The sequence below is a fragment of the Fibrella musci genome, from assembly GCF_041321105.1.
GTDB classification, from domain to species: Bacteria; Bacteroidota; Bacteroidia; order Cytophagales; family Spirosomataceae; genus Fibrella; species Fibrella musci.
In genome coordinates this window covers 50,248-75,163 of the sequence record NZ_JBGGWD010000011.1, presented here as the reverse complement: position 1 = coordinate 75,163, position 24,916 = coordinate 50,248, and the positions used below count along the sequence as shown (strand labels likewise).

General features: G+C 54.1%; 18 protein-coding genes. 8 read left to right on the top strand and 10 right to left on the bottom strand.

What is annotated here, in order from left to right:
* Positions 1–42 precede the first annotated feature (42 nt).
* The 4 genes from ACAW74_RS27840 to ACAW74_RS27825 form a co-directional block, all read right to left on the bottom strand.
* Positions 43–1,272, bottom strand: coding sequence for an efflux RND transporter periplasmic adaptor subunit (locus ACAW74_RS27840; protein ID WP_370701527.1), 1,230 nt, complete (start codon positions 1,270–1,272; stop codon positions 43–45).
* Complete coding sequence (locus ACAW74_RS27835; protein ID WP_370701526.1) at positions 1,269–5,711, bottom strand: CusA/CzcA family heavy metal efflux RND transporter; 4,443 nt, start codon at positions 5,709–5,711, stop codon at positions 1,269–1,271. The genes ACAW74_RS27840 and ACAW74_RS27835 overlap by 4 nt, the downstream gene beginning before the upstream one ends.
* 109 nt (positions 5,712–5,820) lie before the next feature.
* Positions 5,821–6,204, bottom strand: a complete 384-nt coding sequence (locus ACAW74_RS27830) for a DUF6660 family protein (RefSeq protein ID WP_370701525.1) — start codon at positions 6,202–6,204, stop codon at positions 5,821–5,823.
* A gap of 65 nt (positions 6,205–6,269) precedes the next feature.
* Complete coding sequence (locus ACAW74_RS27825) at positions 6,270–6,638, bottom strand: four-helix bundle copper-binding protein (protein WP_370701524.1); 369 nt, start codon at positions 6,636–6,638, stop codon at positions 6,270–6,272.
* 44 nt (positions 6,639–6,682) lie between these two features.
* On the opposite strand from ACAW74_RS27825, the gene ACAW74_RS27820 reads away from it, so the two are divergent.
* The 3 genes from ACAW74_RS27820 (at position 6,683) to ACAW74_RS27810 (ending at position 9,918) form a co-directional block, all read left to right on the top strand.
* On the top strand, positions 6,683–7,261 hold the full coding sequence (locus ACAW74_RS27820) for a hypothetical protein (protein WP_370701523.1): 579 nt from the start codon (positions 6,683–6,685) through the stop codon (positions 7,259–7,261).
* A gap of 143 nt (positions 7,262–7,404) precedes the next feature.
* On the top strand, positions 7,405–8,508 hold the full coding sequence (locus ACAW74_RS27815) for a YncE family protein (protein WP_370701522.1): 1,104 nt from the start codon (positions 7,405–7,407) through the stop codon (positions 8,506–8,508).
* Between the two features lie 339 nt (positions 8,509–8,847).
* Positions 8,848–9,918, top strand: a complete 1,071-nt coding sequence (locus tag ACAW74_RS27810) for a glycosyltransferase family 61 protein (protein ID WP_370701521.1) — start codon at positions 8,848–8,850, stop codon at positions 9,916–9,918.
* A gap of 167 nt (positions 9,919–10,085) precedes the next feature.
* On the opposite strand, the gene ACAW74_RS27805 is transcribed toward ACAW74_RS27810, so the two are convergent.
* The 6 genes from ACAW74_RS27805 to ACAW74_RS27780 form a co-directional block, all read right to left on the bottom strand.
* Positions 10,086–11,072, bottom strand: coding sequence for a site-specific integrase (locus tag ACAW74_RS27805; protein ID WP_370701520.1), 987 nt, complete (start codon positions 11,070–11,072; stop codon positions 10,086–10,088).
* An 809-nt stretch (positions 11,073–11,881) separates the two neighbouring features.
* Entirely contained in the window at positions 11,882–13,324 is a 1,443-nt protein-coding gene (locus tag ACAW74_RS27800; RefSeq protein WP_370701519.1) for an argonaute/piwi family protein, read from the bottom strand.
* On the bottom strand, positions 13,321–14,856 hold the full coding sequence (locus ACAW74_RS27795) for an SMEK domain-containing protein (protein WP_370701518.1): 1,536 nt from the start codon (positions 14,854–14,856) through the stop codon (positions 13,321–13,323). The genes ACAW74_RS27800 and ACAW74_RS27795 overlap by 4 nt, the downstream gene beginning before the upstream one ends.
* 56 nt (positions 14,857–14,912) lie before the next feature.
* A complete protein-coding gene (locus ACAW74_RS27790) occupies positions 14,913–17,690 on the bottom strand; it encodes a DEAD/DEAH box helicase (protein WP_370701517.1) in 2,778 nt (925 codons plus the stop codon).
* A gap of 11 nt (positions 17,691–17,701) precedes the next feature.
* Positions 17,702–18,013, bottom strand: a complete 312-nt coding sequence (locus tag ACAW74_RS27785; RefSeq protein ID WP_370701516.1) for a hypothetical protein — start codon at positions 18,011–18,013, stop codon at positions 17,702–17,704.
* A gap of 82 nt (positions 18,014–18,095) precedes the next feature.
* Positions 18,096–19,361 carry a site-specific DNA-methyltransferase gene (locus tag ACAW74_RS27780; protein WP_370701515.1) on the bottom strand — a complete coding sequence of 422 codons (1,266 nt, stop codon included), beginning with the start codon at positions 19,359–19,361 and terminating at the stop codon, positions 18,096–18,098.
* 126 nt (positions 19,362–19,487) lie between these two features.
* Between ACAW74_RS27780 and ACAW74_RS27775 the strand changes: the two genes are divergently transcribed.
* The 5 genes from ACAW74_RS27775 (at position 19,488) to ACAW74_RS27755 (ending at position 24,905) form a co-directional block, all read left to right on the top strand.
* Positions 19,488–20,849, top strand: coding sequence for an AAA family ATPase (locus ACAW74_RS27775; protein WP_370701514.1), 1,362 nt, complete (start codon positions 19,488–19,490; stop codon positions 20,847–20,849).
* A complete protein-coding gene (locus ACAW74_RS27770) occupies positions 20,839–21,567 on the top strand; it encodes an RloB family protein (RefSeq protein ID WP_370701513.1) in 729 nt (242 codons plus the stop codon). Before ACAW74_RS27775 ends, ACAW74_RS27770 begins: the two co-directional genes overlap by 11 nt.
* A 74-nt stretch (positions 21,568–21,641) precedes the next feature.
* The gene (locus ACAW74_RS27765; protein ID WP_129606074.1) at positions 21,642–22,040 is read left to right on the top strand and encodes a hypothetical protein; all 399 of its coding nucleotides are present in this window, start codon (positions 21,642–21,644) and stop codon (positions 22,038–22,040) included.
* Between the two features lie 161 nt (positions 22,041–22,201).
* Positions 22,202–24,562 (top strand): DUF5703 domain-containing protein, encoded by a 2,361-nt coding sequence (locus tag ACAW74_RS27760; RefSeq protein ID WP_370701512.1) that lies wholly within the window; start codon positions 22,202–22,204, stop codon positions 24,560–24,562.
* Positions 24,563–24,686: 124 nt separating this feature from the next.
* Positions 24,687–24,905 (top strand): helix-turn-helix domain-containing protein, encoded by a 219-nt coding sequence (locus ACAW74_RS27755; protein ID WP_370701511.1) that lies wholly within the window; start codon positions 24,687–24,689, stop codon positions 24,903–24,905.
* The last annotated feature ends 11 nt before the right edge of the window (positions 24,906–24,916 follow it).

Genomic DNA, 24,916 nt, shown 5'->3' with positions numbered 1-24,916 from the left:
GCTAGTAGTCGCCGACGAATCGCGTTCGTAAGCAGGTGTTTATCAATGATCGTGACCCCCGCCTTCGTCGCCCCCGGCACTGGCCGACAGAATGTCGTAAGCACCCGTCAGCACCACCTGGGCATCCGCCGCTACGCCCGTGGGCAGCGTCACGGCCCGGTAGCCATTCTCGGCGGCACCCGCCCGCACCGGTACGGGCCGAAATCGGTAATGGACCGTTCCTTCGTGGTTTTCTTTGCCCGCAAACACAAAAATCTGGCTACTGTTGCCGGCCTGTACAATGGCGGGTTCGGGCAGGGCCGGTTCATTGGCCGCCCCCGTTTCGATCACCGCCTTCACGAACGTACCTGGCCGCAGGGCATTTGATGCCGGGTTGTCCAGGCTCGCGTAGACCTTCACCGTCCGGTCGGGGCCAACCTCGCGGTTGACGAGTTTGATACGCCCCGTGCGCTCACTCGCTACGCCCACCACCGACACCCGCACCCGTTGCCCCACCGACACCCGGCTCAGGTCGCCCTCGAACAGGGTCAGTTCAACCAGCAGGCCCGCCGTGTTCATGATCTCAAACAGCACGTCGTTGGCGGCTACGTAGCTGCCCCGGTTCACGTTGACCTGGGTGAGCGTACCGCCGATGGGTGCCCGAACGCTCATCGTGCGGGTGATGGTTTCGGGTGTCAGCTTCGCCGGGTTCAGGCCCAGCAGGGCGAGTTGCTGCCGCAGGCCACCCACCCGCGCCCGCAACGTACCCAGTTGAGCCGTGGCCTGCTGAAATGTTTTCAACGCGCCGACGTTCTCTTGGCTTAACTCGCGCTGCCGCTCAAATTCCTGCTGCTGAAACGTGAGCTGACTCATCGTTTCCAGGTATTCCTGCTGAAGGCGGATAAACTCCGGGTTTTCCAGCACGGCCAGCGTTTGCCCCCGCCGAACCGGTGTTCCGGCCAGCAGATTGGCCGATTTCAGAATGCCGCCGTAGGGCGTAGCGACCGACACCTGCTGACCGGGGGGGACCGTGAGCGACCCGTTCACCCGAATCAACTGGCTCATTTGCCGACGTTCCAACTGGCCCAGTTTCACGCCAACGGTCTGGTACTGCGCTTCGGTCAGTTCGATCAGACCCGCTTCTTCCTCTTTCTCGGCTCCGCCTGCGGTGGCCGAATCGGCTTTGGTGGTTGCTTCCTGCGTGGCCGATTCGTTCGGCTGCTGCTTGCAGGCCGTCATGAAGACAAGGGAAAGCAGGAAAATGGACTTGATAATCAGATGGATGCGTTTCATGAGTCGGTTCGTCCCAACAAAAAGTCGAGGTTGATTAGCGTTTGATTGAGGTCGTTGAGGGCCGCCACGTAGCCGGTCTGAATCTCACTGACGGTGCGTAGATTTTGCAGCAGTTCAACGTACCCGATCTCGCCCGCCCGGTAGGCTTTCGTCACCTGTTCCCGGATCAGCGCGGCCTGGGGCAGGGCCGATTCGCGGTAGTAGGCCAGGGCCTGCCGGTTTTTCTGGTACGTCTTAATACTCGTGGCTACCTCGCCTTCCAGCGTTCGCTGGCGGGCCGTGCGCTGGGCCTCGGCCCGTTGCTGACCCAGGCGGGCGGCTTCCACGCGGGCCTTGAGTGGTTTGGCAAACAGCGGAATCGACAGGCCCACCTGCCCGTAGGTGAAGCGATTGCCGAAGTTGTTGAACTGTTCCCCTTCTCCATTTCCTAACGGCGCGAAGCCCCGTAGCGACTGGTTGGTGAGGCTCACGCTAAAGTCAGGTTTCAGCCGGGCGGCTTCCACGTCGGTTTCGCGCCGGGCCACGTCAATTTGCTGCTGCAAGAGGGCCAGTTCGGGGTTTTGAGCCACCAGCGAGGAGTCGATACCGGGCAAGGTCCGCTCCGACAGGGGTTCATTGGGCAGGGTGGGCGGGGCGGGCGACGCGAGAAGGGTTTGCAACTGTCGGGCCAGAATCTGCCCATCCAGCGCGTTCTGACTCAGGGCCGTCTGCGCCTGTCGGCGTTGCACCTCGGCGGCTGTTTGTTCCAGCAACGTACCCTCGCCCGTGCGCCGACGTACCTCGGCCCCCCGCGCAATGGCCGCGTACAAACTGTCCTGACTGCGGAGATACCCGGCCAGCGACTGCACGTACCAAAGCTGGTAGTACACCGCCTTCACCTGCCGGATCAACTCAGCGCGGGTCAGCCGACCGTCGGCTTCGGCCCCGGCGGTGCGGGCATCGGCCAGCGAACGCAACCCCCGCACCAGGGCCGGGTTGGGCAACCGCTGCCCCACTGTAATCGACTGATCGAAGTAGCGGCTGTTATACTGGCCGAGGGTGGTACCAATGTCGGTTTTGCCCACGTCGCCCGCTGTGCTGCGCAACGCCTGTTGGTAGCCAACGTTCAGTTGCGACACCCGTAGCTGCGGGTTGTTGGTCGTAGCCTGTTGCAACGCCTGAGCCAGCGACAGGTCGGTGCCGGCATTGGACCGAACCGGCGAAGGCTGGGCCGTGACCTGAGCCTGTGCGGAGGTCGTCCATAACGTACCCAGCCCCAACAGCCCGATCAACAGCCAGTTAGCCAAGGGCACCGACTCCGGTTTGGCTGCGGGCGTTGGCTGACCGAATGTCTTGCCAAACCGCCGTTCGATCAGCACGTACAGCACCGGCAGCACAAACAGGGTTAGCAGCGTAGCCGTAATCAGCCCACCAATCACGACCGTCGCCAGCGGCTTTTGCACCTCAGCCCCGGCAGAGCTGGACAGGGCCATCGGCAAAAAGCCCAGCGAAGCCACCGTCGCCGTCATCAGCACGGGCCGGAGCCGCACCGCCGTACCCTCGAAAATAACCTTGACCAAATCGGTTTCGCCGTTGAGCCGAAGCCGGTTGAATTCGCCAATCAGCACGATGCCGTTCAGCACGGCCACGCCAAACAGCGCAATGAACCCCACACCCGCCGAAATGCTAAAGGGCATATCGCGCAGCCACAGGGCCAGCACGCCCCCGATGGCGGCTAACGGAATGGCCGAGAATATCAGCAGCGACTGCCGGACGGAGCCAAACGTGAGAAACAGCAACAGGAAAATCAGGGTCAGGGCCACCGGCACGGCAATGGAGAGCCGGTCGCGGGCTTCGATGAGGTTCTCGAACTGCCCGCCGTAGGTGACGTAATAGCCGGGTGGAAACTTGATCTGGCGGTTCAGCTTGTTTTGGAGTTCCAGCACCACACTTTCTACATCGCGGCCCCGCACGTTGAACCCGACCTGCAATCGCCGTTTGGCATCTTCGCGCTGAATCTGGTTGGGGCCGGGGCGTAGCTCCACGCTGGCTACCTGCGCCAGTGGCACGGGCGGTCCATCGGCCACGGGAATCGTCAGGGCGCGGACATCGTCGATGCTGCTGCGTTGGTTTTGGGCCAGCCGCACGGTGAGGTCATAGCGTCGTTCGCCTTCATACACGAGGCCCGCGCTCTGCCCGGCGAAAGCCGCCGAAATGGTTTGGTTGACCTCGTCTACGCTCAGGCCATAGCGGGCCAGGGCTTCACGGTCCACCTGCACCACAATCTGGGGCAACCCCGATACCTGCTCGACGTAGAGATCGGTTGCACCCGACACGCCCCCGATTAGCCCCTTCACCTGAGCCGCCAGCCGGGTCAGTTCAGCAAGGTCTTCCCCGAAAATTTTGATGGCCACGTCCTGTTTGGCCCCTGAAATCAGTTCGTTGAAACGCATCTGGATGGGTTGCTGAAAACCGAATTCCACGCCCGGAATCGCTTCGAGGGCTTCGGCCATCTTAGTAGCTAATTCGTCCATGTTGCCCGCTGAGGTCCACTCAGCCTGGGGTTTGAGAATCACCATCAGATCGCAGGCTTCTACGGGCATGGGGTCGGTGGGAATCTCACCGGCCCCGATCTTCGCGATCACCTCGCGCACTTCAGGGAACTGATTGCGTAGTAACGTACTCGCCTGAAGCGATTTGTCGATGGTCTGGCTGAGCGAACTGCCCGTGCGAACGCGCATCTCGACGGCAAAATCACCCTCGTTGAGTTGCGGGATAAACTCGCCCCCCAGCGTGGTGAAGAGCCATACCGCTCCCCCCAGCAGCAGGGCCGACACACCCAGCACCAGGGCTTTCATCCGCATCGCTCCCCGCAGCAGTGGCTCGTAACCCCGGTGGAAAAAGGCCATCATCCGGTCGGAGACCGTTTGCGTATGCACTAGATTCTTGCTCAGAAACAGGGCCGACATCATGGGTACGTAGGTCAGCGAGAGGATAAAGGCCCCCGCGATGGCGAAGGCCACCACCTGCGCCATCGGCCCGAACATTTTGCCCTCGATACCCACCAGGGCCAGAATCGGCAGGTACACAATCAGGATGATGATCTCCCCGAAAGCCGCCGACGTCCGAATCCGCGAGGCCGATTCATACACTTCGTCGTCCATTTGCTGTTGGGTGAGCCGCGACAGTTTGATCAGGCCCAGGTGGTGCAGCGAGGCTTCCACGATAATCACGGCCCCGTCCACGATCAGGCCAAAGTCAATGGCACCCAGGCTCATCAGGTTGCCCGACACGCCAAAGAAGTTCATCAGGCTGACCGCAAACAGCATCGCCAGCGGAATCACCGAGGCCACAATCAGCCCCGCCCGCAGGTTGCCCAGAAACAGGATCAGGACAAAAATCACGATCAACGCGCCTTCGATCAGGTTTTTGGTAACGGTGCCGATGGCCCGCCCCACCAGTTCGGAGCGATCCAGAAAGGCGTGAATATCAATGCCTTCGGGCAGCGTCCGGCGAATCTGTTCGATGCGGGTCTTCACCCGCCCGATCACGATGTTGGCGTTTTCACCTTTGAGCATCAGCACCAGCGCACCTACGGCTTCGCCTTCGCCGTTGCGGGTGAGTGCTCCGTAGCGCACCGCCGACCCAAACTGCACCGTGGCCACATCGCGGATCAGGATGGGCGTTCGGCCCGCTGTGCGCCGAATCACAATCCGCCCGATGTCGTCTAAGTTGGTCACCAGGCCCTCGGTACGGATAAAATAAGCGTTGGGCTTTTTGTCGATATAGGCCCCGCCCGTATTCTGGTTGTTGCGCGAGAGGGCCGTAAACAGGTCGGCAATACTCAGCCCATACGACCGCAGCCGGTCGGGGTCGATAGCGATTTCGTACTGTTTCAGCAGCCCCCCGAAACTGCTCACGTCGGCCACGCCGGGCGTACCCAGCAATTGCCGACGCACGACCCAATCCTGAATGGAGCGCAGTTCGGTGGGAGTATAGCGATTGTCGAAGCCGGGTTTGGCGTAGATCACGTACTGATAAATCTCGCCCAGACCGGTGGAGACCGGGCCGATGGTTGGTTCGCCGGTTCCGGCGGGTATCTGACTGCGGGCATCAACCAGCCGTTCGCTGATCTGCTGCCTGGCCCAGTACACGTCGGTGTCGTCCTTGAAAACGATGGTCACGACCGACAAACCAAACCGCGAAAACGAGCGAATTTCCACAATGTCGGGAATGGTCGCCATTGTTTGCTCGATGGGAAACGTCACGAGCCGTTCAATTTCCTGCGCCGCCAGGGCCGGGCTTTGGGTGATGACCTGCACCTGATTGTTGGTAATGTCGGGCAGGGCATCGATGGGCAATCGGACCAGCGAATAGCCCCCCCACACGATGAGGGCCAGGGTGAACAGCCCGATGATAAGCTTATTGTGAATGGAAAAACGGATGATGCGATCCAGCATAATCGTGTCTGAACAAATGGATAGTAGAAAGATGCCGGACGCGCACAAACGGCACAACCACGCCGTTTTTGGGCATGGCAACGCAGCTTAGCGTGACCGGCGAGGGGGTTCAGACCCGTCGTTGTGGGGGTTGCCAGATGGTGGCAGGGGGGGCGACCCAGCGGGTGGGAGCGTAGCAGAAGCCATCGGTGGTGATGGCGACGAAACGTACCGCCGGGCCGAGCGAGTAGCTAAAGCGGGGTATTGCCGTGATGGTTGCCGCGCAGCAGGAGCAGGTACAGAACGGTGTACACTGGTCGTGGTCGTGTTGGTGCGAAGCGGGATGGCTCGGTGGCGCGGCCACCACCACGTCCGTCGTTACCGGGACGCGAGTGGTCATGGCCTCGTCGGCGCAGGGCCATAACGAGAGCATCATCAGATAAATAGCCAGTATGGTTGTCAGCCACTTCACGGCAGCAAAGGTACGTACCCAGCAAATGCAACGGGTAGTCAAAAAGAGAATAGCTATCGTCTGCTTTGTCGGCGGTTCCGTTGCCAACAAAGCAGACGATGCGGCTGTCACGCCGCCGTGTTGTGCGCGCCCTGCGCCATTTTCCGGCAAGCCTCGGCGCACCGGCGGCAGGCTTCGGCACACTGGCGGCAGTGGTCGTGGTGTTGCGCGTGTTTTTCACATTCATTGGCGCAGGCTTCGCAGAGGTGAGCGCAAAGCTGGCACACGTCGGCAGCGTGAGGGCTACCGCTCGCCATGAACGAGATCGCCATGTAGCAGATTTTGGCACAATCGCGGTCGAGGCGGATGCAAGCTACCATCATCGCCACATCCTGTTCGGAAAGGCAGGCTTCGGCGCAGGCGTCACACGATGTGGCGCAGGCCTGGCAGGCATCGATACAGGCCTGATACATAGTTGGCACGAGTTGAGTTGTCATAGCATTCTTATTTATGTTGTTATGACTACAACTGACTCGTCGTGGTGAAGTTATCCCGATCAGGCCGTTGGCTCGGTATCGTGTACGTTTCTATAAATTTTGTAAGCACCCTGACGAATCCTGTAAAAATTATTACCCCTGAAGCCCTTACGTTTGCACCGGAATTAGTCCGACACCTCCATGAAAACGCCCTGGCTCACCCGTCTGATCTGCTGCTGGCTGCCACCGTCCTGGCAAGCGGCATGGGTGTGGGTATCATCGAGCACTGGTGTTTGATGAAGGGCTATTCTAAAACGACCCTGCTGGCCGAGCAGCCCTGCAAGCCAACGTGCCGAGTTGACAACGTACCGATCTCCCCGTCGGATCAACCCTCCCTCAACCGGGCAGCTTGCTGCAAAACCACACTTACTTATCAGCACGTTGATGTCAATAGCGTAGTGGCCGATGCGTCGGCGACACTGGTTTCGCCTGCGTTGGCCTACGTACCCCTGCCCCAGTTTCAGTTTTTGCTTGCCGCGCTGCTGGTTACCGACGTACCAGCAACGGCACCGCTTGTCGCCGACGACCCACTGCACCGAACCGGGCGTTTTCGGCTCACTTCCCTCTGTGGCTGGCTAATTTAAGCCACCTGGTTTAAGCCGCGCTCGCCGACGGATGCCTACGCGTCCCGGTCGGCGGGTTTCGCGCGTTTACCATCGGCTCACCCCGCACTGTCGGCGGTAGCCGTACCCTTCTGTTTTTCATCCATCTTATTTTCTATCGTCTTATGAACAAGTCGATCCGGGCGACGGCTACGCCCCTGGCGGCATGGCTGTCGTTGGTTCTCGTCGGTTGCAACACGCACGACATGAACCACATGAAACCCGCCCAAACCGAACTCAACATCACGTACCCCGCCGCTTACGTGGTCAATGCCGAGGGCAACAGTATATCCGTCATTGAGCTGGCAACCAACCAGGTCCGGGAAACGATCTCGCTGGGGCATCCCTCGTCGCAAACGATGGCGGGCATGAACATGGACAACCTAATTATGTGGCCGCACCACATCTACCTCTCTCCCGATGGCAGCAAGCTGGGGGTGGGCGTACCGGGCATGGACCTCAGCGGCGGCCACAGCGGCGGAGCCGATGGCATGAAAGGGCGGGTGCTGGTACTTGACACCCAAAAAGGCCTGTTGACGACTAATCAGCAAACGCCCATCATGAACCACAACGCCGTGTTTTCGCTGGATGGGTCCGAAATCTGGACCTCGCAGATGGACGATGCCGGGAACGTGCTGGTTTACAACGCCACCACGATGGCCCTGAAAAACACCATCGCGGTCGGGATGGAACCGGCGGAGGTCACGATGTCGGCCAATGGGCAGTATGCGTTTGTGGCCAATGGCATGAGCAACACGGTCACAGTGATTCGCGTGGCCGACAAGCAGGTTGCCAAGACCATTCCGGTGGGCGATGACCCGGTGGGTGCCTGGCCGGGAGCCGATGGCCGGATGTATGTCGATAACGAAAAAGGCCAAAGCATCAGCGTCATCGACGTAGGTACGTTGAGTGTCGTAGAGACCGTGAAATTAGGGTTCACGCCGGGCTATGCGGCTTACAACCCGATTAGCAAGGAGTTGTGGGTCAGTCAGGCCGGAACCGGCACCAAGGTGGCTGTATTTGAGCGCATGGGCGGGGTCTGGATGCTACACGCCGAGATTCAGACGGGCCTGGATGCCCACGCCATCACGTTCACTAAAGACGGGCGCACGGCCTACGTGACCAATCAGGGAGCGGCAACGGTCTCGGTCATCGACGTATCGACGCGCACGAAGCTCAACGACATTGTGGTGGGCAAAAAACCCAACGGCATTGTTCTGAAGCAATAACGATCAGGCTGACTTCGCTAAACGTACCCGGCTTCCTGCATAAATCGCTGGATTGACTATAACCTGCCCCGCAGCACCCCAATTAACGACGATCAGGCATCGTCAATGTATTGCCGATAGGCTCAGACGGGTATCAAGCAGTCGCTCGGAGCGGCTATTGCCCGGTAATATGGGCAACCTCATGCTATAAATGTGCCATTATCCGCGTCCATGTCCCACTTGATCGCACCCTCCCGATTGACCATACTAAACCGGCTGCGGAGACTGTCCGGCAGGCTTTGGCTGCAACTACTCCGGCACGGTATTCATCGGATTGACCGCACCCGTGGCCTTCGCTTTTTGACCAAAGCCGAGACGGAACAGCTCCTGAGTCCGTTTCGGCTTGCTGTGTGTCCGGCCACGACGCTGGCTCTCGACCAGGTGGTTGATCTCATCGATCCGACCAAAATTTATTTTGAGTCAGCTACGGTATCTACCGAACCGGTATCTGTCTGGCATCTGGATAATGCCCGGCAATCAGCCCGACAACACCCTTATGGTAGCATACAGCTAGATCGGCAACTGCTTTGTACCGACCTGATCACCGACGATCACTACCGAAATACGTTGCACGGAGCCAGACGCACAGCGCAATCCTGCGAGGTGTTGATTGCCCCCTGGAGTCACTACCTGGATGGCGTTGTCTGGGGCGGTTACTTTGACTACGTCATTTTGGTAGCGGCCAAGTTATGCCGAATCAAAGGGGCCGTCTTGGAGGCGGTTTTCAACCGCGCCCTGATTGCCTACCCCTTGTTCGACACGCAGTATGAACGCGATTTTTTGGCCCTGCTCAACATTCCAATGGAGCGCGTGGTCGATAGCCGCCTGGTCGATGTGTCGTTTCAGCAGTGTTTGCTGGCCGGAGCGGGCCATTGGTTTTACCCCAATCAGGCCGACATCCAGGCACTACGGCGGTACGTATTGGCTCAGGCGGCTCCCCCCAACGGGCAACGTACCCGCGTGTACATCAGTCGCGGTGGTCGGCGGCGCGTGCAGAACGAAGCAGAGGTAATCGAGCTGCTTCGGCAGTATGGGTTTGACTGTATCGCCGATACCCCCCGGTCGGTACTGGAGCAAGTAGCTATTTACCGGAATGCGGAAGTCATTGTTGGGCCGCACGGGGCCTCGTTCAGCAATATTATCTGGTGTCAGCCCGGTACGCACCTGCTGGAACTGTTCGCCCCAACCTACTACCCCGACTTCTTCCGCAATCTGGCGCAATCGCTGGGTATGCAGTACACGGCTTATTTTCACGGCGAGGCCCACGTCGGCAAATGGACGCGGGGCCTTGAAGATGATATGTACGTGTCGATCCCTGAGCTAAAAGCTTGTCTAAACCACCTGCTATGCGACTCTGATCAGGAAGCGTAGTTCTGTTATTGGCAGCTTATGAGGCACCCTCATGTAAGCAGCTTATCGACCTGTTGTATAGAAGAGCATATGATAGCCGCGTTTAGTCTACAGCTATTAAATATATGGCTCACACTTGACCAGTTCGTACACCTTGTCAAGTGGTATTCTCTTACCAAGGAAATGCGCTACCATCCCAGTTTTTTGGCCGCATTGTGCTGCCGGATGGAATCGAGCCGAGTGTACCGCCGAATCATGGCCGTCGTCTTGTGTTTGGTTTGTTGCATAATCTCCGAATCGTCAGCCCCATTGAGTTTGGCCGTAGTCACAAACGAGGCCCGGAGGGAGTGAGCTGAGTACTCCTTCCCCACTTGCTTCTTCACAATTTTCGATACGGATTGTGCCGTGAGCCGCTCCTCGGTGAGTTCGTTGCTTTTCAGCACCCGCACGAATAAGGGACCGGTTGATCGTTCTAACAGATCGATCCAGTGGCGTAAGCTTCGGACGGGGCAAAGGGCCGCTTCCGGGCTGTAGAATAAGGCTTTTTGTTCTGTCTCACCGGTTTGATTGGTTTTGCTACCCCGGTAGCTGAGTACGACACCCTCCTCAGAAAAGGCGGCGTCGTCAACGTTGAGTGCCACAAGTTCGGAACGCCGAAAGGCCCCCGTAAAGCCTAATAAAAGAATGATTTTATCGCGTAGGGCACCAAAGCGGGGAACGCCCTGGCTCTGGGTGTCAAGTTGCCGGATCTGTTCCTTAAGCTTAGCCGCACTGAAGGCTGGTGACTGCCTGACCGCCGTACCGTGTTCCCGTTGAATTCCCTGAAGCGTCGCCTGCAACCAAGTATCTGAGAGCGGGGACGAGTAACCGCGTAACTGATGCCACTTGGCGATAGCGGCAAGCCGCCGGGCAATGGTGGCCCATTTGCGGCGGGGAGCCAGATCCGATACGTATTGCCCTAGCACAGCAGGGATCGCGGGCAAAGCCGGTAGCTTGTAGTCACTGCACCAAATAGTGTAATCGGCTAAATCGGCGCGGTAGGCCCGCTCGGTATTATCGGCTCCCTGTAAGCCCCGCAGCAGATATCGTTGCTGGGGATGGTCGTCCGGCAACGTGAGGGGCACCAGTTCCTGTCGATCATCCGGTGCGGGCAATGAGAGCGATGATTCGGTCATGTGAAACGGCTGAAGCTTATAACAGGCAAGATAATGGAATGAGTTGCTTCACACAAATGGCGAATAAGTAGTGATAATGTTTACTTATCAATACCTATTTTAAGGAGTGAATATAGATCTTTCAGTACAAATGAAGCGCAATGACGGACAGGCTAATCGTGATTTTTAGACGTAAAACACAACCAGCTCACTCACATATTGACAAGTACATGTCAACATATATAACTTAGGCATTGTACCATTTCGCCGGTATTGATTGTTTTGTAAGTTTACGGCATGGAGACAATCGCAATGAACGAGTTTCGCCGCCAAGTCGGCGAGTACGTCAATCAGACATATTATGCCGGTAAAGCGTTTATCCTAGTAAAGGGTACCAAGAAGGTAGGGGCATTAGTTCCTATGACCATGATTGAGCGACTTGTCGAATTGGAAGCCCTCATAGCTCAACGGCCTAGTGTGGGTGAGCCATTAACAAATGAAGATACCTCCGAGCAGTGACAGTAATAAGTTCATCAGCGGTACGATTGAGGTGCTACTTGGTACCGGTCCAATGATCAGCTAAAAAGGCCATTTGTGTTGAACAAATGGCCTTTTTGGTAAATGATGTCCATTTCCGAGCTGTGTAAGCTGTTTTTGAGGGCCGACGACACAAAGCATGAGCAAATTCACGACGCAAAGCGTGAACACTGACAAAGATATCTACACCACTCAGACAGCAGAAAATTTCGGTTTTCAACAATTCGTACAAACTATAATTTGTACAACGTTGAAAAATTAACTTCATGCAATATTATGTGATCGTGACAGATTCACATATAGAAGCTGTATCGAAGTTCCATATCACTATCGTCGCCCTCCGGTAGATACTTTAAAATATCGCCAACCTTTCTAGCGCATTCAATCGTGATTGGTAGTCGACGGTCAAACTGAGTGTTATTCCAATTCATTTTGGTAAGTCCCAGTATTTCGTTACAAATTAACTCAGCAGAAGCGTCGTGCCGGAATAATCTAATTTGAAGTGGATTTGGGATATATTGACCTGGATAGGTCTCAAAATACGGGACTGATCCTCGTGAATACAGTAAGTGGTTCTTCTCATCAAAGCTTAATAATGTGCCACGAACAGGAGGATATCGCTCTTCTCGAAACAGCCTAAATGTTGTACCTTGATGAATAGTAACCATGTCTAAAGCATCAATCCGATTCTCACGTGCTGCTTCGACAATTCCCTCTTGTTCAGCTTCAGTAAAATTAGATGTCTTGTGTACTACTAAACGTTGAGGTGCCAAATGTAGGGATTCTCTATATTCGGCTAATGCACGGTTCATTAAGCGATAAGACTGTTCGGCTGTTAAATGTGGAACAGGGTCATTCTTTTTCACGTGAATTGGATCTTCTCCACGTAGAATTACACCTTTGCCCAATTCGTTAAATATCTGCGCAATGCTCGTCTGCATGGATTTACGATCCCGACTTTGGTAGAAACTGATACCAGCATAGCATACAACCGAGGCCGGGGGGCGTATCAGGCTCCAAGGTGTACCAGCGGCTTTGTAATAAAGGGCAGTAAAGAGGTTCCAAGCAATGCTCGCCTTATCCTGCATCTCCCCAGATGGATTATTTATTCGGTCTCGAATGATTTGAATCGGGATGTGATGCTTCATAGCCCGAGCTTTCAGCATACGGCGAAAATTATATTCTTGTTTAGTACTGCTTTTCTCTTCTTCATCAGATGTTTCATCTACAGCATCTCCCTCTTCAGCTTTAGTATTGGGGTTGAAGTGTTGTACGAATGACTCAGGTACCACGCAAAGAATGACACTAGGTTTTTTATTTTCAGATAGCCACTTTATTTTTCTTACATATAATTCTACAGCACTTTCAATGACATCGTCTTCGCTACCAACCTTGTAGACTTCCTCGAATTCTGTATTGTTAATTCTGCGAATATACTCTTCTTCATAAACTAATCGAGAACAAAATCCATTTTGCTCTTGAAATCCCATGAAGCTAGGAAACAACCTAGATTGCTTACTCGGTTTTGCATCAACGATATATTTGCATTCCGAAAGCCACGTTAAAACAACATCAACGCTATCACTTTTGCCAATCACACCCACGACGACTTTCTCAGGGCGGTCTTGTTGGTGAATGTCGTATGGTCCAAAACGACGAATACCATCTTTAGGACATATTGATGTGTTGCCGTTGCCAAACTCAAGAAGAGGTTCGGGTAAATTTGTTAATTTCATTCCTCAAATTCAATATCTAATTGAAGCTTATCATCTTTGCCTTTTGGCTCTGACTTTACCCACACATCATCAGGAACAGCAGGTTGCATTTCAAAATAATTCGCAAATTCAGAGAATTTTAGTGTAAAACCTGCCGACCATAAATCGCCTTTAGAAAGATGGATAAGGTAACCCGCCAAAAACTGAAAGCTTTCTAGAACAGCTTTATTTTTTTCGAGTTTTTTCAAACCAGTAGAGTATACAGCGGACAACGAGCTGGTTTTATATCCGTCCGCTGGACTTGTAAAACTCCAATCTGGTTTTATAGCCAGATACCACTTCTCACCAAACTTATTGAATGTCACGCCAAATGCGAGATGCCGGAAACTGGTATAATGCTTTCCTTTTCGCGTTCGTTGTGTACCATCTTCGTCTGTAACTTTTGTTTCATTCCCTTTTGATTTGACCCCGGATACGACACTTCTCCCAACTTTGCTCTTCCATTGAACCTTAAGAGGCCTGGGAGGTCTACTAGTCATTCGGAAGCGAAATACTTTTTCGTCGTAAACCCATTCAATCTGACGGCTTCTCAGGTCCTGCGTGAGTGATGTATTCAATACTTTTTTAAACACATTCTCTCGGTCCAAATTTGTTCCAATAAACTCATCAGGTGTTACGACTGTAATTGTCCCCAAATCAATGACACGTCGGAGCGATTCTGTAGAATGGTGTAGGTTGCGAAAAGTTAAAACCTTCTTGTCATATAGTACATAATCATCAAAATAAGAGCAATTCGACTGCTGAAAGAAGAACTTAACATCGTCCTTGTCGGATAGATGCCTCAATTTGCCAAATCGCTTTCTTGCTTTAAGATCAGCTTTTAATTCTTCACGATAATGTGCAAAGTCAAATTGTAAATCAGCAATGTACAGTTGATTAGGAACTGTCATTTCAAGCAAATTAGGATAAATCCTGTCGCTCTTACCATCTGTGCGACTGATGTAATCATTAGTCGCCTTCCTTGCTTCTATTTTAAGCTCTGAAAACTCATCTGTCAATAAGTGAGCGATTTTGTTGAGTTTTTGTGTATTAAGAACTTGTTCGCTTATGTATTTAAATAAACTAATATTGTCAATAATATCACGTTCAGGTTGAAAGTCGTAGTTGTCAGGAAGAAGACTTTTAAAGTCCTTTCGATAACTTGCTTGCTTCTCAGTTATGATGTAAATGATTAGTCGGTCGAAGGGTTTATTTAGTTCATTCTCCTTGAATTTATTCAATGTATGGGAAATTTTATCAGCATCGGCTGTGGCTGTTACTTGGATAGAAACACCGCTTTCATAATCTATGAGATCGATAGCAGGCGCGTTTTTTAATTGAACGTTTGCATTTTGAAGTCCTTGATAGCCAAAAACTTCTTTTAAAAGAGGAATTAATACATTCTCCGAGTGGATGTTAATATCATATTGATTGGCTGCATTTAGTTGCTTGACTTCCTGCGTAAAGCGGCCTAAATATGTATTAATTTTTCCTAATAAATCCTGTCGATTCACGAGCCAGCATTAGTGTATGCGGTAAGTTACGTTATTGAACACTAAATGGCAATTTTTCACAACGCCCGCATCACGCCTAAAAACTCGACCAGCGTGTACGTACCCTCAAACTCCTTTTTCTCGAAGACCATAAAGTAGCGGTACGTTTCGCCGGCTTTCTGCCGCCAATAATCACCCAGCTTACGCTTGGCTTCGCTGTCGGAGTTGTCACGGTCGTCGCCTTTGGTTTCCAGCAGCACGATTTTGCCACGTTTGGTGACGATGATGAAGTCGGGGTAGTGGTTAAGGTATCCGTTGAGCCAGAAGCCACGGCCCCGCTCGCCGTTGCGCGTCCAGAAGGCGACGTTTTCTAAATTAGCCACCTCCAGAATAACCCGCTCCTCGAAACCATTCATGCGCTCTTCCTTGCTGTAGAGCGACTTGGTGATATCCTTGGCCGTTTCTTTTGGAGCTTTCGAGGCAGGCAACGAGTAGGCCGGTTTTACAAACACCCCGTCGGTGTCGAGCAGCTTGCGGAACCGTTCGGCGGCAAAGTCCGTGGTCAGCGTGTTGATGTGGCGTTTGATCCGTTCGGCGTAGGTGTGTTCGTGAGCAATTAGGTCGCGGAACTGCTCTTCGCCCATCTCGTCGAGGATACGCTTAACGTACTTACGCACGTCGGCATCGGAGATGGGCCGGAAGTCCCCGAGTAAACGCATCAGGCGACCCGTCATACTGTTGAGTTGTGTGTCGCGGCTTTGCTGCGCCAGGATGTTGCTCAGCAGGGCTTCTTTAGTCTTCCCGTCGATTCGGGCAATGGCGGGGGTGTATTGGCCTTTTTCAGTTTGCTCCAGATCGACCTTGTAAAGGTCAGCCTGCACGTTGTCGAAGTTGATGTCGGTGCTTTGTTTGCCCAGCGGAAACCCGCCCAGCAGGTGCGTCCGGTCTAATCGCTCTTCGCCGTCGGTGCTGAACAGGCCCGTTGGTACGCGCATGTAGAACTGAGGCAGACGAATGGCTTTAGCCTGTTCGCTGAAGTGATCGCGCATGGCGTACCGGCCTACCGACTGCTGCGCGTCGTCGGGTTGCTGCCCGTTATCTTTCATATCCGCAAGCTGTTGCTCAAAGGCTTTGGCTTCTTCCTCAGCCTGCCGCTGAATGTCCTGTATGACGGGTGAATCGACTACGTCAGGCGGTACGTCCGACCTACCACCGGCACCGCTCCCGGCTGGCGAGTGAACCGGATTAGCGGAGACTGAACCCTTCGTTGCCTCACTGGCTGCGGTTTGGGGTGGGTACGTTATCTGGTCGGGGTCGATGTCTTCGGTGGCCGTTGGTGCAGGCTGGTCCGTAGCTGGATTGGTTAGCTTGGGGTCGAACAGAGCCGCCAACGGATTAGGTCCGTCCGGTATTAGTGGCGTGGTTGGCTTTACCTCATCGGAGACGACCCGGTAATCTTTACTGCTGAAGCCGGCTTTGTTTAGGCCGTTGACGACGTGTTGCAGCGTTTCGCGAAACTTGGATGAGGCCGTCAGTACGTAGCTCAGGTTTAACAAGGGCGATTGGTGCTGCCGAACGTATGGCTGACGCAGCACCCGCCCCAGAATCTGCTCGACATCAACCGCCGATGAACGGTCGGCAAGCGAAGCCAGGATATAGGCATAGGGACAGTCCCAGCCTTCCTTGAGCGCATTGACGGTGATGATGTAGCGCACGGGGCAGTCATCGGCCATCAGGTCAACTCCTTTCAATTCATCGACCGACGCGGTTTTGATTTTTATCTGAACTGAGGGGATGCCTGCCTTGACCAGAATGTCCTTGATCCGCTGGAAAGTATGGTTGTCTGCTGCTGTTTGCGATTGTGCCTGAAACAGCACGATGGGACGGATCAGCCGCCCACCCACTTGCTTTTGCTCGGCCCGTGCCTGAACCTCCAGTTTGCGCTGGAGTTCCAGAGCCGCGTTGATGACATCGGTTTTGTCTTTCTGGTTATAGACAATAACCGGCAGCTTCACCATATTTTCGCCCTTAAGAGCGAGCGCATCCACGAAACTGATGATGTTGCTGTTCCGGCGCGGGGTGGCCGTCAGATCCAGAATAAAACTGGGATTCAGGTTGGCCAGCATCTCCACGCTCAACTCGCTTTCGGCGTTGTGGCTTTCATCGACCACCAACACCGGCTGCAACGACCGGATGACGTTGATCACCGCTGTTTCGTCCGTGCCTTCCAGTACGTGGTCGGGCTGCTCCCGGTTGGCTGCGGCAGAACCGGCTACGAAACTGAGGTTGTTGCCGTTTTCCTGAAACAACTTGCGGTCTTCTTTGTTCCTGGCCCGTAGCGAATCGAAGCTCATCACGATGATGCTCAGTTGCCCCTGCACGGCGGTCGCGTTGAACCCCGATCCGGCCAGCAAGGCGGCTTTGTCGAACACCTCGACGCGGTGGTTGAAATGGGCATTTAGTTTCTGCCGGTACGGGTGGTTCGAATCGCGCAGGTTCTTGATGGTCTGGTCGAGAATAGAGATCGATGGCACCAACCAGACAACGGCTTTAGGTACGTCGGGCGGGCCGTCGTTGGGCGAGATGAGTCCGAAAATGGGTTGGAGTGCGTTGCAGGCGATGAACGTTTTGCCACCCGCCGTGGGCACCTTCACGCACACGTGCGGAACGGGCAGGCCCTTCGCGTCACGAACGTTGTTTTTGTAGGGTTCGATGGTATGGCCCGTCATCGGTCGAAAACCCCGGTCTGTCCAGTAGTCCTGAAACGAATGGCGGATGTCGGGTACCCGGATCAGATAGTCCAGGAACAGGCTGAGGTTGGCAATGACCTGCTGTTGGTACGGTTTGAGTTCCATGACGTTGGTGGTTACAGGCGGGCGATGTCGCGCGGAATCTTTTTGAAGATGATGTGGTGTTGCTGCAAAAAGGTGTCCGGCAACGTGCAGACATCGGCGTAGATGATGTACTGCTCCGCCTGCTCCTGAACGTGGCCCAGCAGGGCAAAATCGAGCGTCGTCTGCGCGTCAGGGACGTAGCAGAAATAATAGGCCGTGCCACCATACGTACCTAAGTGGTACGTACCGGTTTCGGACTCCGCCGAAGGAGTGAGCTGGGCGTTGGGGTACGTGGTCCGTGTTTCGGTAAACCAGATGTATTCCCGGATCTTGTCGATGCTCACCGCCGGGTTCAAATTGCCCTCGTCGTCGAACAGCCGCTCGCCTAATGTGTAGTACGTAAAGCTACTATTATATGACTGATTATCAGTTATTTGTAACTGCGAGGGGGGGGGTAAGGTTACTTTTCATCACCCGCTTTACTCGCTCTGCCGTAATCGTTTCGGCGTAGTCTTCCATCTCTACCAAGATAAATTTGCGCCTGCCCCCATCCTGCCGGTTCAGGTTTTCGACCGCGTGAGCTGTAGTGCCGGAACCCGCGAACGAGTCGAGGATGATGTCACCAGGGTTTGATCCAAGCTGTAGAACTCGTTCAATAAGTGTAGTGGGTTTAGGCGTGTCAAAATGCTGAGTGACATCCTCACCTGAGAAAATCGCTTTGAATTCTTTCTTCGCAGCATCAGTGTGTCCCGCAAATTCAAACGGCCACCAAGTTTGGGGAACTACGCCATCCGCGTTCTTTAGTTGACTTTTATAACGTTTGTATGATGGGACCTTGCCCTTTCCATCTCGGCCCCAATAAATTAGACCCTCCCTTATATGTCGTTCATGTTCTTCTCTTGAGTAAGACCAAACACGGGTGCGTTTGGGCCAGACATCTTCTCCCGTGTGAGGATGTGTAATTGGGTAATAAAGATTGGGTCTTTCAGTAGCCGTTTTGTTGCATGTATAATTATCCGGTCTGAAAAGACCTTTTTCGTCCGTCAATCGGTATTGACTGTCGTTTTCTACAGTTCGTGGAAGTAAGTTTCTCTTCCAACGGAACGATTTCTGATAAACAAGAATGTACTCGTGCATTGGTGCAATAGTCTTGTGATCGTTAGCCACCGTATATTTTTTCTGCCAGAGTATGTCGCCGATGAAATTGTTCAGCCCGAAAATCTCATCCATGATGAGTTTCAAATTACTGTGTTCGTTATAGTCAATTGAAATGAATATTGCTCCATCTTCAGCCAGCAGCTTGTGTAATAATTTCAGCCGGGGGTACATCATGCATAACCATTTGTCGTGGCGGCTGAGGTCTTCGCCTTCTTTACCAACGACGCTGTTCAGCCACCGTTTTATTTTAGGATCGTTGACGTTGTCGTTGTAGACCCAGCCTTCATTACCCGTGTTATAAGGCGGGTCGATGTAGATGCACTTCACCTGCCCTTCGTAGCGGGGGAGCAGGGCTTTTAGGGCTTCGAGGTTGTCGCCGTGAATGATTAGGTTGTCGGAAAGAGCCGTGGCCGCAGACCTATCGGCCTGACGTGGCCCGGCCTGAAAAGTGTACTGCGCGTCGAGCGTCCGAAACGGTACGTCGAGGTGGTGATTGATGACTTTGTCTTTACCAATCCAATTCAGCGTGGGCATACGAATACGTAAAACGGAAAATCAAAAGTAGCAATTTTAGCTACAACCGTCAGCGTGATGGATATCATATTGGAATAATAAAAATAGTTTTTGCGTTATTTGTGCAAAAGTCGTCCGTATTTTATCATGCTCGTTCAATTCTCGGTTAAGAACTATAAGTCCTTTCGCGATGAAGCCAAGCTGTCGCTGGTGGCTTCGCGTTACGACAAAGACCCGGCTACGGAAACGCATTGGCTGAACGTACCTGCCCTCGACCGGGATAGTGGACCGTTCCGGCTGCTGAAAAGTGTGGCGATCTACGGGGCCAATGCCTCCGGCAAGAGTAAGCTGGTTGAGGCATTGGGCTTCATGCGGCACTTCATGCTCCGCTCGTCGGGCGGTACGCAGTTGAACGATAAGATTCCGACGGTTTCGTTTCGGCTCAACCCGGAGGTGGAGCAGGCCCCGTCAGAGTTTGAGCTGGTGTTTCTGCACGAGGGTGAGCTGTTCCGGTATGGCTTCGAGGTAACGACTGAGAAAGTAGTGTCGGAGTGGCTCTATCACCGCCCGAAGACCAAAGAGATCGAAGTGTTCTACCGCGACGAGCAAACGTTCGACGTGATCAATCCCCGGCAGTTCAAAACGGGCCTGCGGCTGGCCAAAGACGACATGATCCGGCCCAACGCGCTGATGCTGTCGGTAGCGGCTCAGTTCAATGATCCGCTTGCCCGGCGCGTGTTTGCCTGGCTGGCCAAGTTGAACGTCATTTCAGGCTTACAGGAAGAAGGGTACGAAGGTTTTACTGTCAGCCGCGTTATGCACACCGAGGGCAAATCGGCAGTCATGAATTTCCTGGCCGGGGCTGATCTGGGCATAGCCGACGTGCGCGTACAGCCCATCGAGCACGAAAGCGACCTGCCGGGCAACCTACCGTCGAGCCTGCGTGAACGCCTGGTCGAAGCCCTCACGGAAAAAGACGGGGTTATTCTGGGCGGTACCAAAACCCTGCACCGACGCTATGACTCCGACGGCAACCCGCTGGGTACGGTCGAGTTCGATATGGACGATGAATCGTCGGGGACGCAGAAATACTTCGCCCTGTCCGGCCCCATTCTGGAGACGCTGCAACAAGGCGATACGTTGGTGGTAGATGAACTGGAATCGAAGCTACATCCGAACCTGGTCCGTAAAATTGTCGGCCTGTTTCATTCGCCGGAGACCAACCCGCACAACGCCCAGTTGATTTTCAACACTCACGACAGCAACCTGCTCAGTGCGGGTGGACCAACGCGTCCACTGCTTCGGCGCGATCAGATCTGGTTTGTCAGCAAAGACCGGTACGGGGCTTCGTCGCTTTATGCACTGTCGGATTTCAAAACCGACACCGTCCGCAAAGGTGACGACTACCGCGAGAAGTATCTGCAAGGCCGCTTCGGGGCGGTGCCGTATCTGAACGACTATGACGAAACCGTGAGCCAAACACTGCAACCTGTCGCCGATGAAGAGTAGGCAGAAAAGCATCCGCGAGGCTGAGGAACGCGACGAAAAACGGGCTGCTAAACGGGCAAAACGAGCCTCTGCCCTTGCTATTGATCGGGCGGACCCAACGGCTACGGAGTTCATTCGACTATTAGTCGTGACGGAAGGTGTCAACACGGAAGTGAGCTACTTCCGGCAATTCCAGATGCCCAACGTGCAGGTACGTACTGTGGGCACCGGGTATAACACGTTGTCACTGGTACGTCGGGCCGAACAGATTCGGGATGAAGAACGGCTGAAGGGCAGCGAGTACGATCAAGTCTGGTGCGTTTTCGACAGAGACGACTTTGATGCTGAAGATTTTAACGAAGCGGTGCGGCTAGCTCAACATCTGTTTGGTGACGGACGGGTGGCCTATTCCAATCAATCGTTTGAATACTGGCTGCTACTCCATTTCTTGGATCATCAGGGCGGAGCCATGCACCGCCAACAGTATGATGCTCGACTCAATGAGTGCCTGGCACCGTATGGTGTGCAGTATGAGGGCCGTAAAAGCAAACGTATCAACACCAACTTCTTCGATCTGATGCTGGCCACTGACCCGCAAACCCGTCGCCGACGCATTGATCAAGCCATTACCCGCGCCGAGCGGGTGTTTGACCAGTACGACCACCGTAGCCCGGCTATTGAGGAGTCATCTACCACAGTGTTTCGGGTGGTAAAGGAAATTATGGGCGACAGAGAGTAGCGCGTCAATTGCAATACTCATGGCTTATTTCACAAAAATGGGGCTACCTCTCCGCCTGATTAAAATTTAGGAACGTGGCGACATCCAAAATCGATTATGAATGGTGCGACCGATGCCTGACCGGATGCGAGAAGGCTAAAACCGAGTTGATTTATCAGTATAATTTTTGGATTAGATTGGTAGCCGTATCAGTGATAATGATTGTCGTCACAGTAGCCTTTCTGCTCTTGGCTTTGTGGGTAAAGACTCTATTTAGCTTGGTCATTGCCGTAGCTTTTGGCGTTGGTTCCTGGCGGCAATGGAAACAATACAAGCATGAAGAGCAGGTCTTTATCAAGAAAGGGCAGTGTGTCGAGACAGTACGGGAGGTAATGCATGTCCTGCTGCACTCAGGAAAAATTTCTCCGAGTGAATACGATGATCTTCGGAAACGGGTGGGCCAATTACCCGTCTTTCCGGCACTTGATCAGTAGCTAACCACTGTTGAGCCACGCCACGTACTAAGTTGGTTAGATCTGGTATTATAGTGGGTTTGGTCAGGTACGCGTTGGCCCCGGCCTGGAGGCACTGCTGTCTGTTGGATTCACTGGCCGACGTACTTAAGTGCTTATTCTATGAAACTGTACGCTATGCCATGCTCAACTATTCTCTGATTGATCGCTATCTGTTTTTGTTAGCAGGAATGCCGTTTTTAACCGTATTCTGGACAGCTCAGGCCCAACCTTTACGCGATTATAACGTCGTTTGGACGACACCCAGCCGCCATTCTGGGGAGTCGATGCCCTGTGGCGGAGGGGATGTGGGCCTCAACGTCTGGGTGGAAGGGGGCGATCTGTTGCTGTACGTGTCACGGAGCGGTACGTTCGATGAAAACAATGCCATGCCTAAACTAGGGCGGCTACGGCTGACACTCAGCCCAAATCCGTTCAGTAGTTCAACCACGTTTCGGCAGGAACTGCACCTCCGGGAGGGATACGTGAGCGTGACGGGCGGGCGGGGGACGCAACAGGTACGTATCAACGTTTGGGTAGACGTGTTCCGGCCCGTCGTGCGTGTTGATTTGAGCAGCCGTCATCCGGTAACCGCGCAGGTACGTTACGAGAACTGGCGTACCCAGGACCACCTGTTAATGACCAAAGAAGGGCCAACAACGTCTTACAAAACGCTGCCCAATCTGCCGGTGGTACAACGACGCGATGAGGTCGCGTTTACGGATAAGAGCGTTCGCTTTTACCACCGTAACCAGGATTCGACCGTGTTTGATTACACAGTGCGTCAGCAGGGCATGGCCTCGGTAAAAGACAGCCTGTGGAACCCCCTGCGTAATCTGACCTTCGGGGGTGAGATGCGGGGTACAGGTATGCAACCCGCCGGAATGACACAGGGTACGTACCAGAACACCCCGTTCACCGCCTGGAGCCTGAAGAGCCGCAAGCCGGTCCGTACCGCTCAGGTTACGCTGGTGCTGCATCAGGCACAATCGGCCAGCGTTGGGGCCTGGCAGCAGGCTCTTAATGGGGCCATCAGCGAGGCCGACGAAGCTCTCAACACTGCTCAGGTACGCAGCCGACAGTGGTGGGGGCAGTTCTGGGAACGCAGCTACATCTACATCCAGCCCGACCAGCCCGATAGCAGCGCGGCCCCTTGGCAGGTGGGCCGTAACTACCAGTTGTTTCGCTACCTGCTCGGCTGTAACGCCTTCGGCACGTACCCGACCAAGTTCAACGGGGGCCTGTTTACCTACGACCCGGTGTTTGTGAATCCCGATCTGGCCTTTTCGCCCGATTTTCGGCTGTGGGGTGGCGGTACGTTCACGGCCCAGAACCAGCGGCTGGTGTACTGGCCCCTGCTAAAAAGTGGTGATGTGGACCTGATGAAGCCGCAGTTTGAGTTTTACCAGCAGGCACTACCCAATGCTGAACGACGGAGCCGCTTTTACTGGGGACACGGCGGGGCCTGTTTTACCGAGCAACTCGAAAATTTCGGGTTGCCCCAAGCGTTCGAATACTTAGCGAATCAGCACATTTTCAACACCACACGGTCGAGTACGTATGATAAAGGAGTTGAATACAACAACTGGGTGGCCTACACCTGGGACACGGTGCTGGAGTTTTGCCTGATGATTCTCGACGCAGAGCGATTCACCGGGCAGGATGTCAGTACGTACCTGCCTCTGATTGAAAGCAGCCTGACGTTTTTCGATGAACACTACCAGCAGGAACAGCTTCGACGTAGTCCCAAACCCCTCGATGAGCAGGGCCACCTGGTGCTTTATCCGGGCAGTGCCGCCGAGACCTACAAAACAGCCTACAACGCCGTTACGACGGTGGCGGGCCTTCGGGCGGTGCTGACCCGGCTACTAGAATTGCCCAACCGGTACTTGCCCGCCGACAAGCGAACACGCTTTCAGGCCATGCTTACCCGTATCCCGCCCATCCCGACGCGGGTGATGCAAGGCCGTGCAACCATTGCCCCCGCCGTGACGTGGGATCGAATTAACAACACGGAGATTCCGCAGTTATACCCCCTATTTCCTTACAACCTCTACGGGCTGGGCAAACCCGACTTTGATTTGGCTTTGAATACGTGGCGGTACGATACCGAAGCCGCCAAAGTCAAGGATTATATAGGCTGGAAGCAGGACAACATCTTCTGCGCCCGGCTCGGCCTGACCGACGAGGCCGCCCGGCTGACGACGCTCAAACTGCAAAATTCGGGGCGGCGTTTCCCTGCTTTCTGGGGGCCGGGCTTCGACTGGACACCCGATCATAACTGGGGTGGGTCGGGCATGATCGGCTTGCAGGAGATGCTGATGCAGACCGACGGCAGAACTATCCGACTGCTACCCGCCTGGCCCCGCAACTGGAACGTCACGTTCAAACTGCACGCCCCCTACCAAACAGTCGTTGAAGGCCGGGTCGTAGGGGGCAAGATTGAGCAGTTGCGCGTTAGTCCGGCAGAGCGGGCGAAAGATGTTGTCTTACCCAACAAATAAGGTATAAGCAATCCGGTGGATGAGCCGCAACACAACGCTCAATCTAAGAGTGTTGGTTATGGCTCACTTCTGGTCAAGAATATGGCATTGAATAAACTGCCAGCTAGGTACCAATATCAAAGGCTTGGATGAAATCCGTCTGGAGCAAGTCTCACGCTTGCTGATTAATATGACCTATACCATCACGGAGGTAGCCTATATATGCGGGTTTAACAGTATTTTGTATTTCAATCGTGTGTTCCGCAGCAAGCACGGCTGCACTCCCCGCGAGTTCCGCCAGAATTATCCGGCTATGCGGGTGTTTGCGCAAGAGTTGTACCAAATTACATATCTCGACAGTTAGTTCAGGTTTCG

Excerpts from the sequence above, each read along its gene's own strand:
- ACAW74_RS27805 (WP_370701520.1), bottom strand. The coding sequence starts at position 11,072 with ATGACCGAATCATCGCTCTCATTGCCCGCACCGGATGATCGACAGGAA.
- ACAW74_RS27835 (WP_370701526.1), bottom strand. The coding sequence starts at position 5,711 with ATGCTGGATCGCATCATCCGTTTTTCCATTCACAATAAGCTTATCATC.
- ACAW74_RS27800 (WP_370701519.1), bottom strand. The coding sequence starts at position 13,324 with ATGAAATTAACAAATTTACCCGAACCTCTTCTTGAGTTTGGCAACGGC.
- ACAW74_RS27815 (WP_370701522.1), top strand. The coding sequence starts at position 7,405 with ATGAACAAGTCGATCCGGGCGACGGCTACGCCCCTGGCGGCATGGCTG.
- ACAW74_RS27780 (WP_370701515.1), bottom strand. The coding sequence starts at position 19,361 with ATGCCCACGCTGAATTGGATTGGTAAAGACAAAGTCATCAATCACCAC.
- ACAW74_RS27775 (WP_370701514.1), top strand. The coding sequence starts at position 19,488 with ATGCTCGTTCAATTCTCGGTTAAGAACTATAAGTCCTTTCGCGATGAA.
- ACAW74_RS27825 (WP_370701524.1), bottom strand. The coding sequence starts at position 6,638 with ATGACAACTCAACTCGTGCCAACTATGTATCAGGCCTGTATCGATGCC.
- ACAW74_RS27840 (WP_370701527.1), bottom strand. The coding sequence starts at position 1,272 with ATGAAACGCATCCATCTGATTATCAAGTCCATTTTCCTGCTTTCCCTT.
- ACAW74_RS27760 (WP_370701512.1), top strand. The coding sequence starts at position 22,202 with ATGCTCAACTATTCTCTGATTGATCGCTATCTGTTTTTGTTAGCAGGA.
- ACAW74_RS27770 (WP_370701513.1), top strand. The coding sequence starts at position 20,839 with ATGAAGAGTAGGCAGAAAAGCATCCGCGAGGCTGAGGAACGCGACGAA.
- ACAW74_RS27790 (WP_370701517.1), bottom strand. The coding sequence starts at position 17,690 with ATGGAACTCAAACCGTACCAACAGCAGGTCATTGCCAACCTCAGCCTG.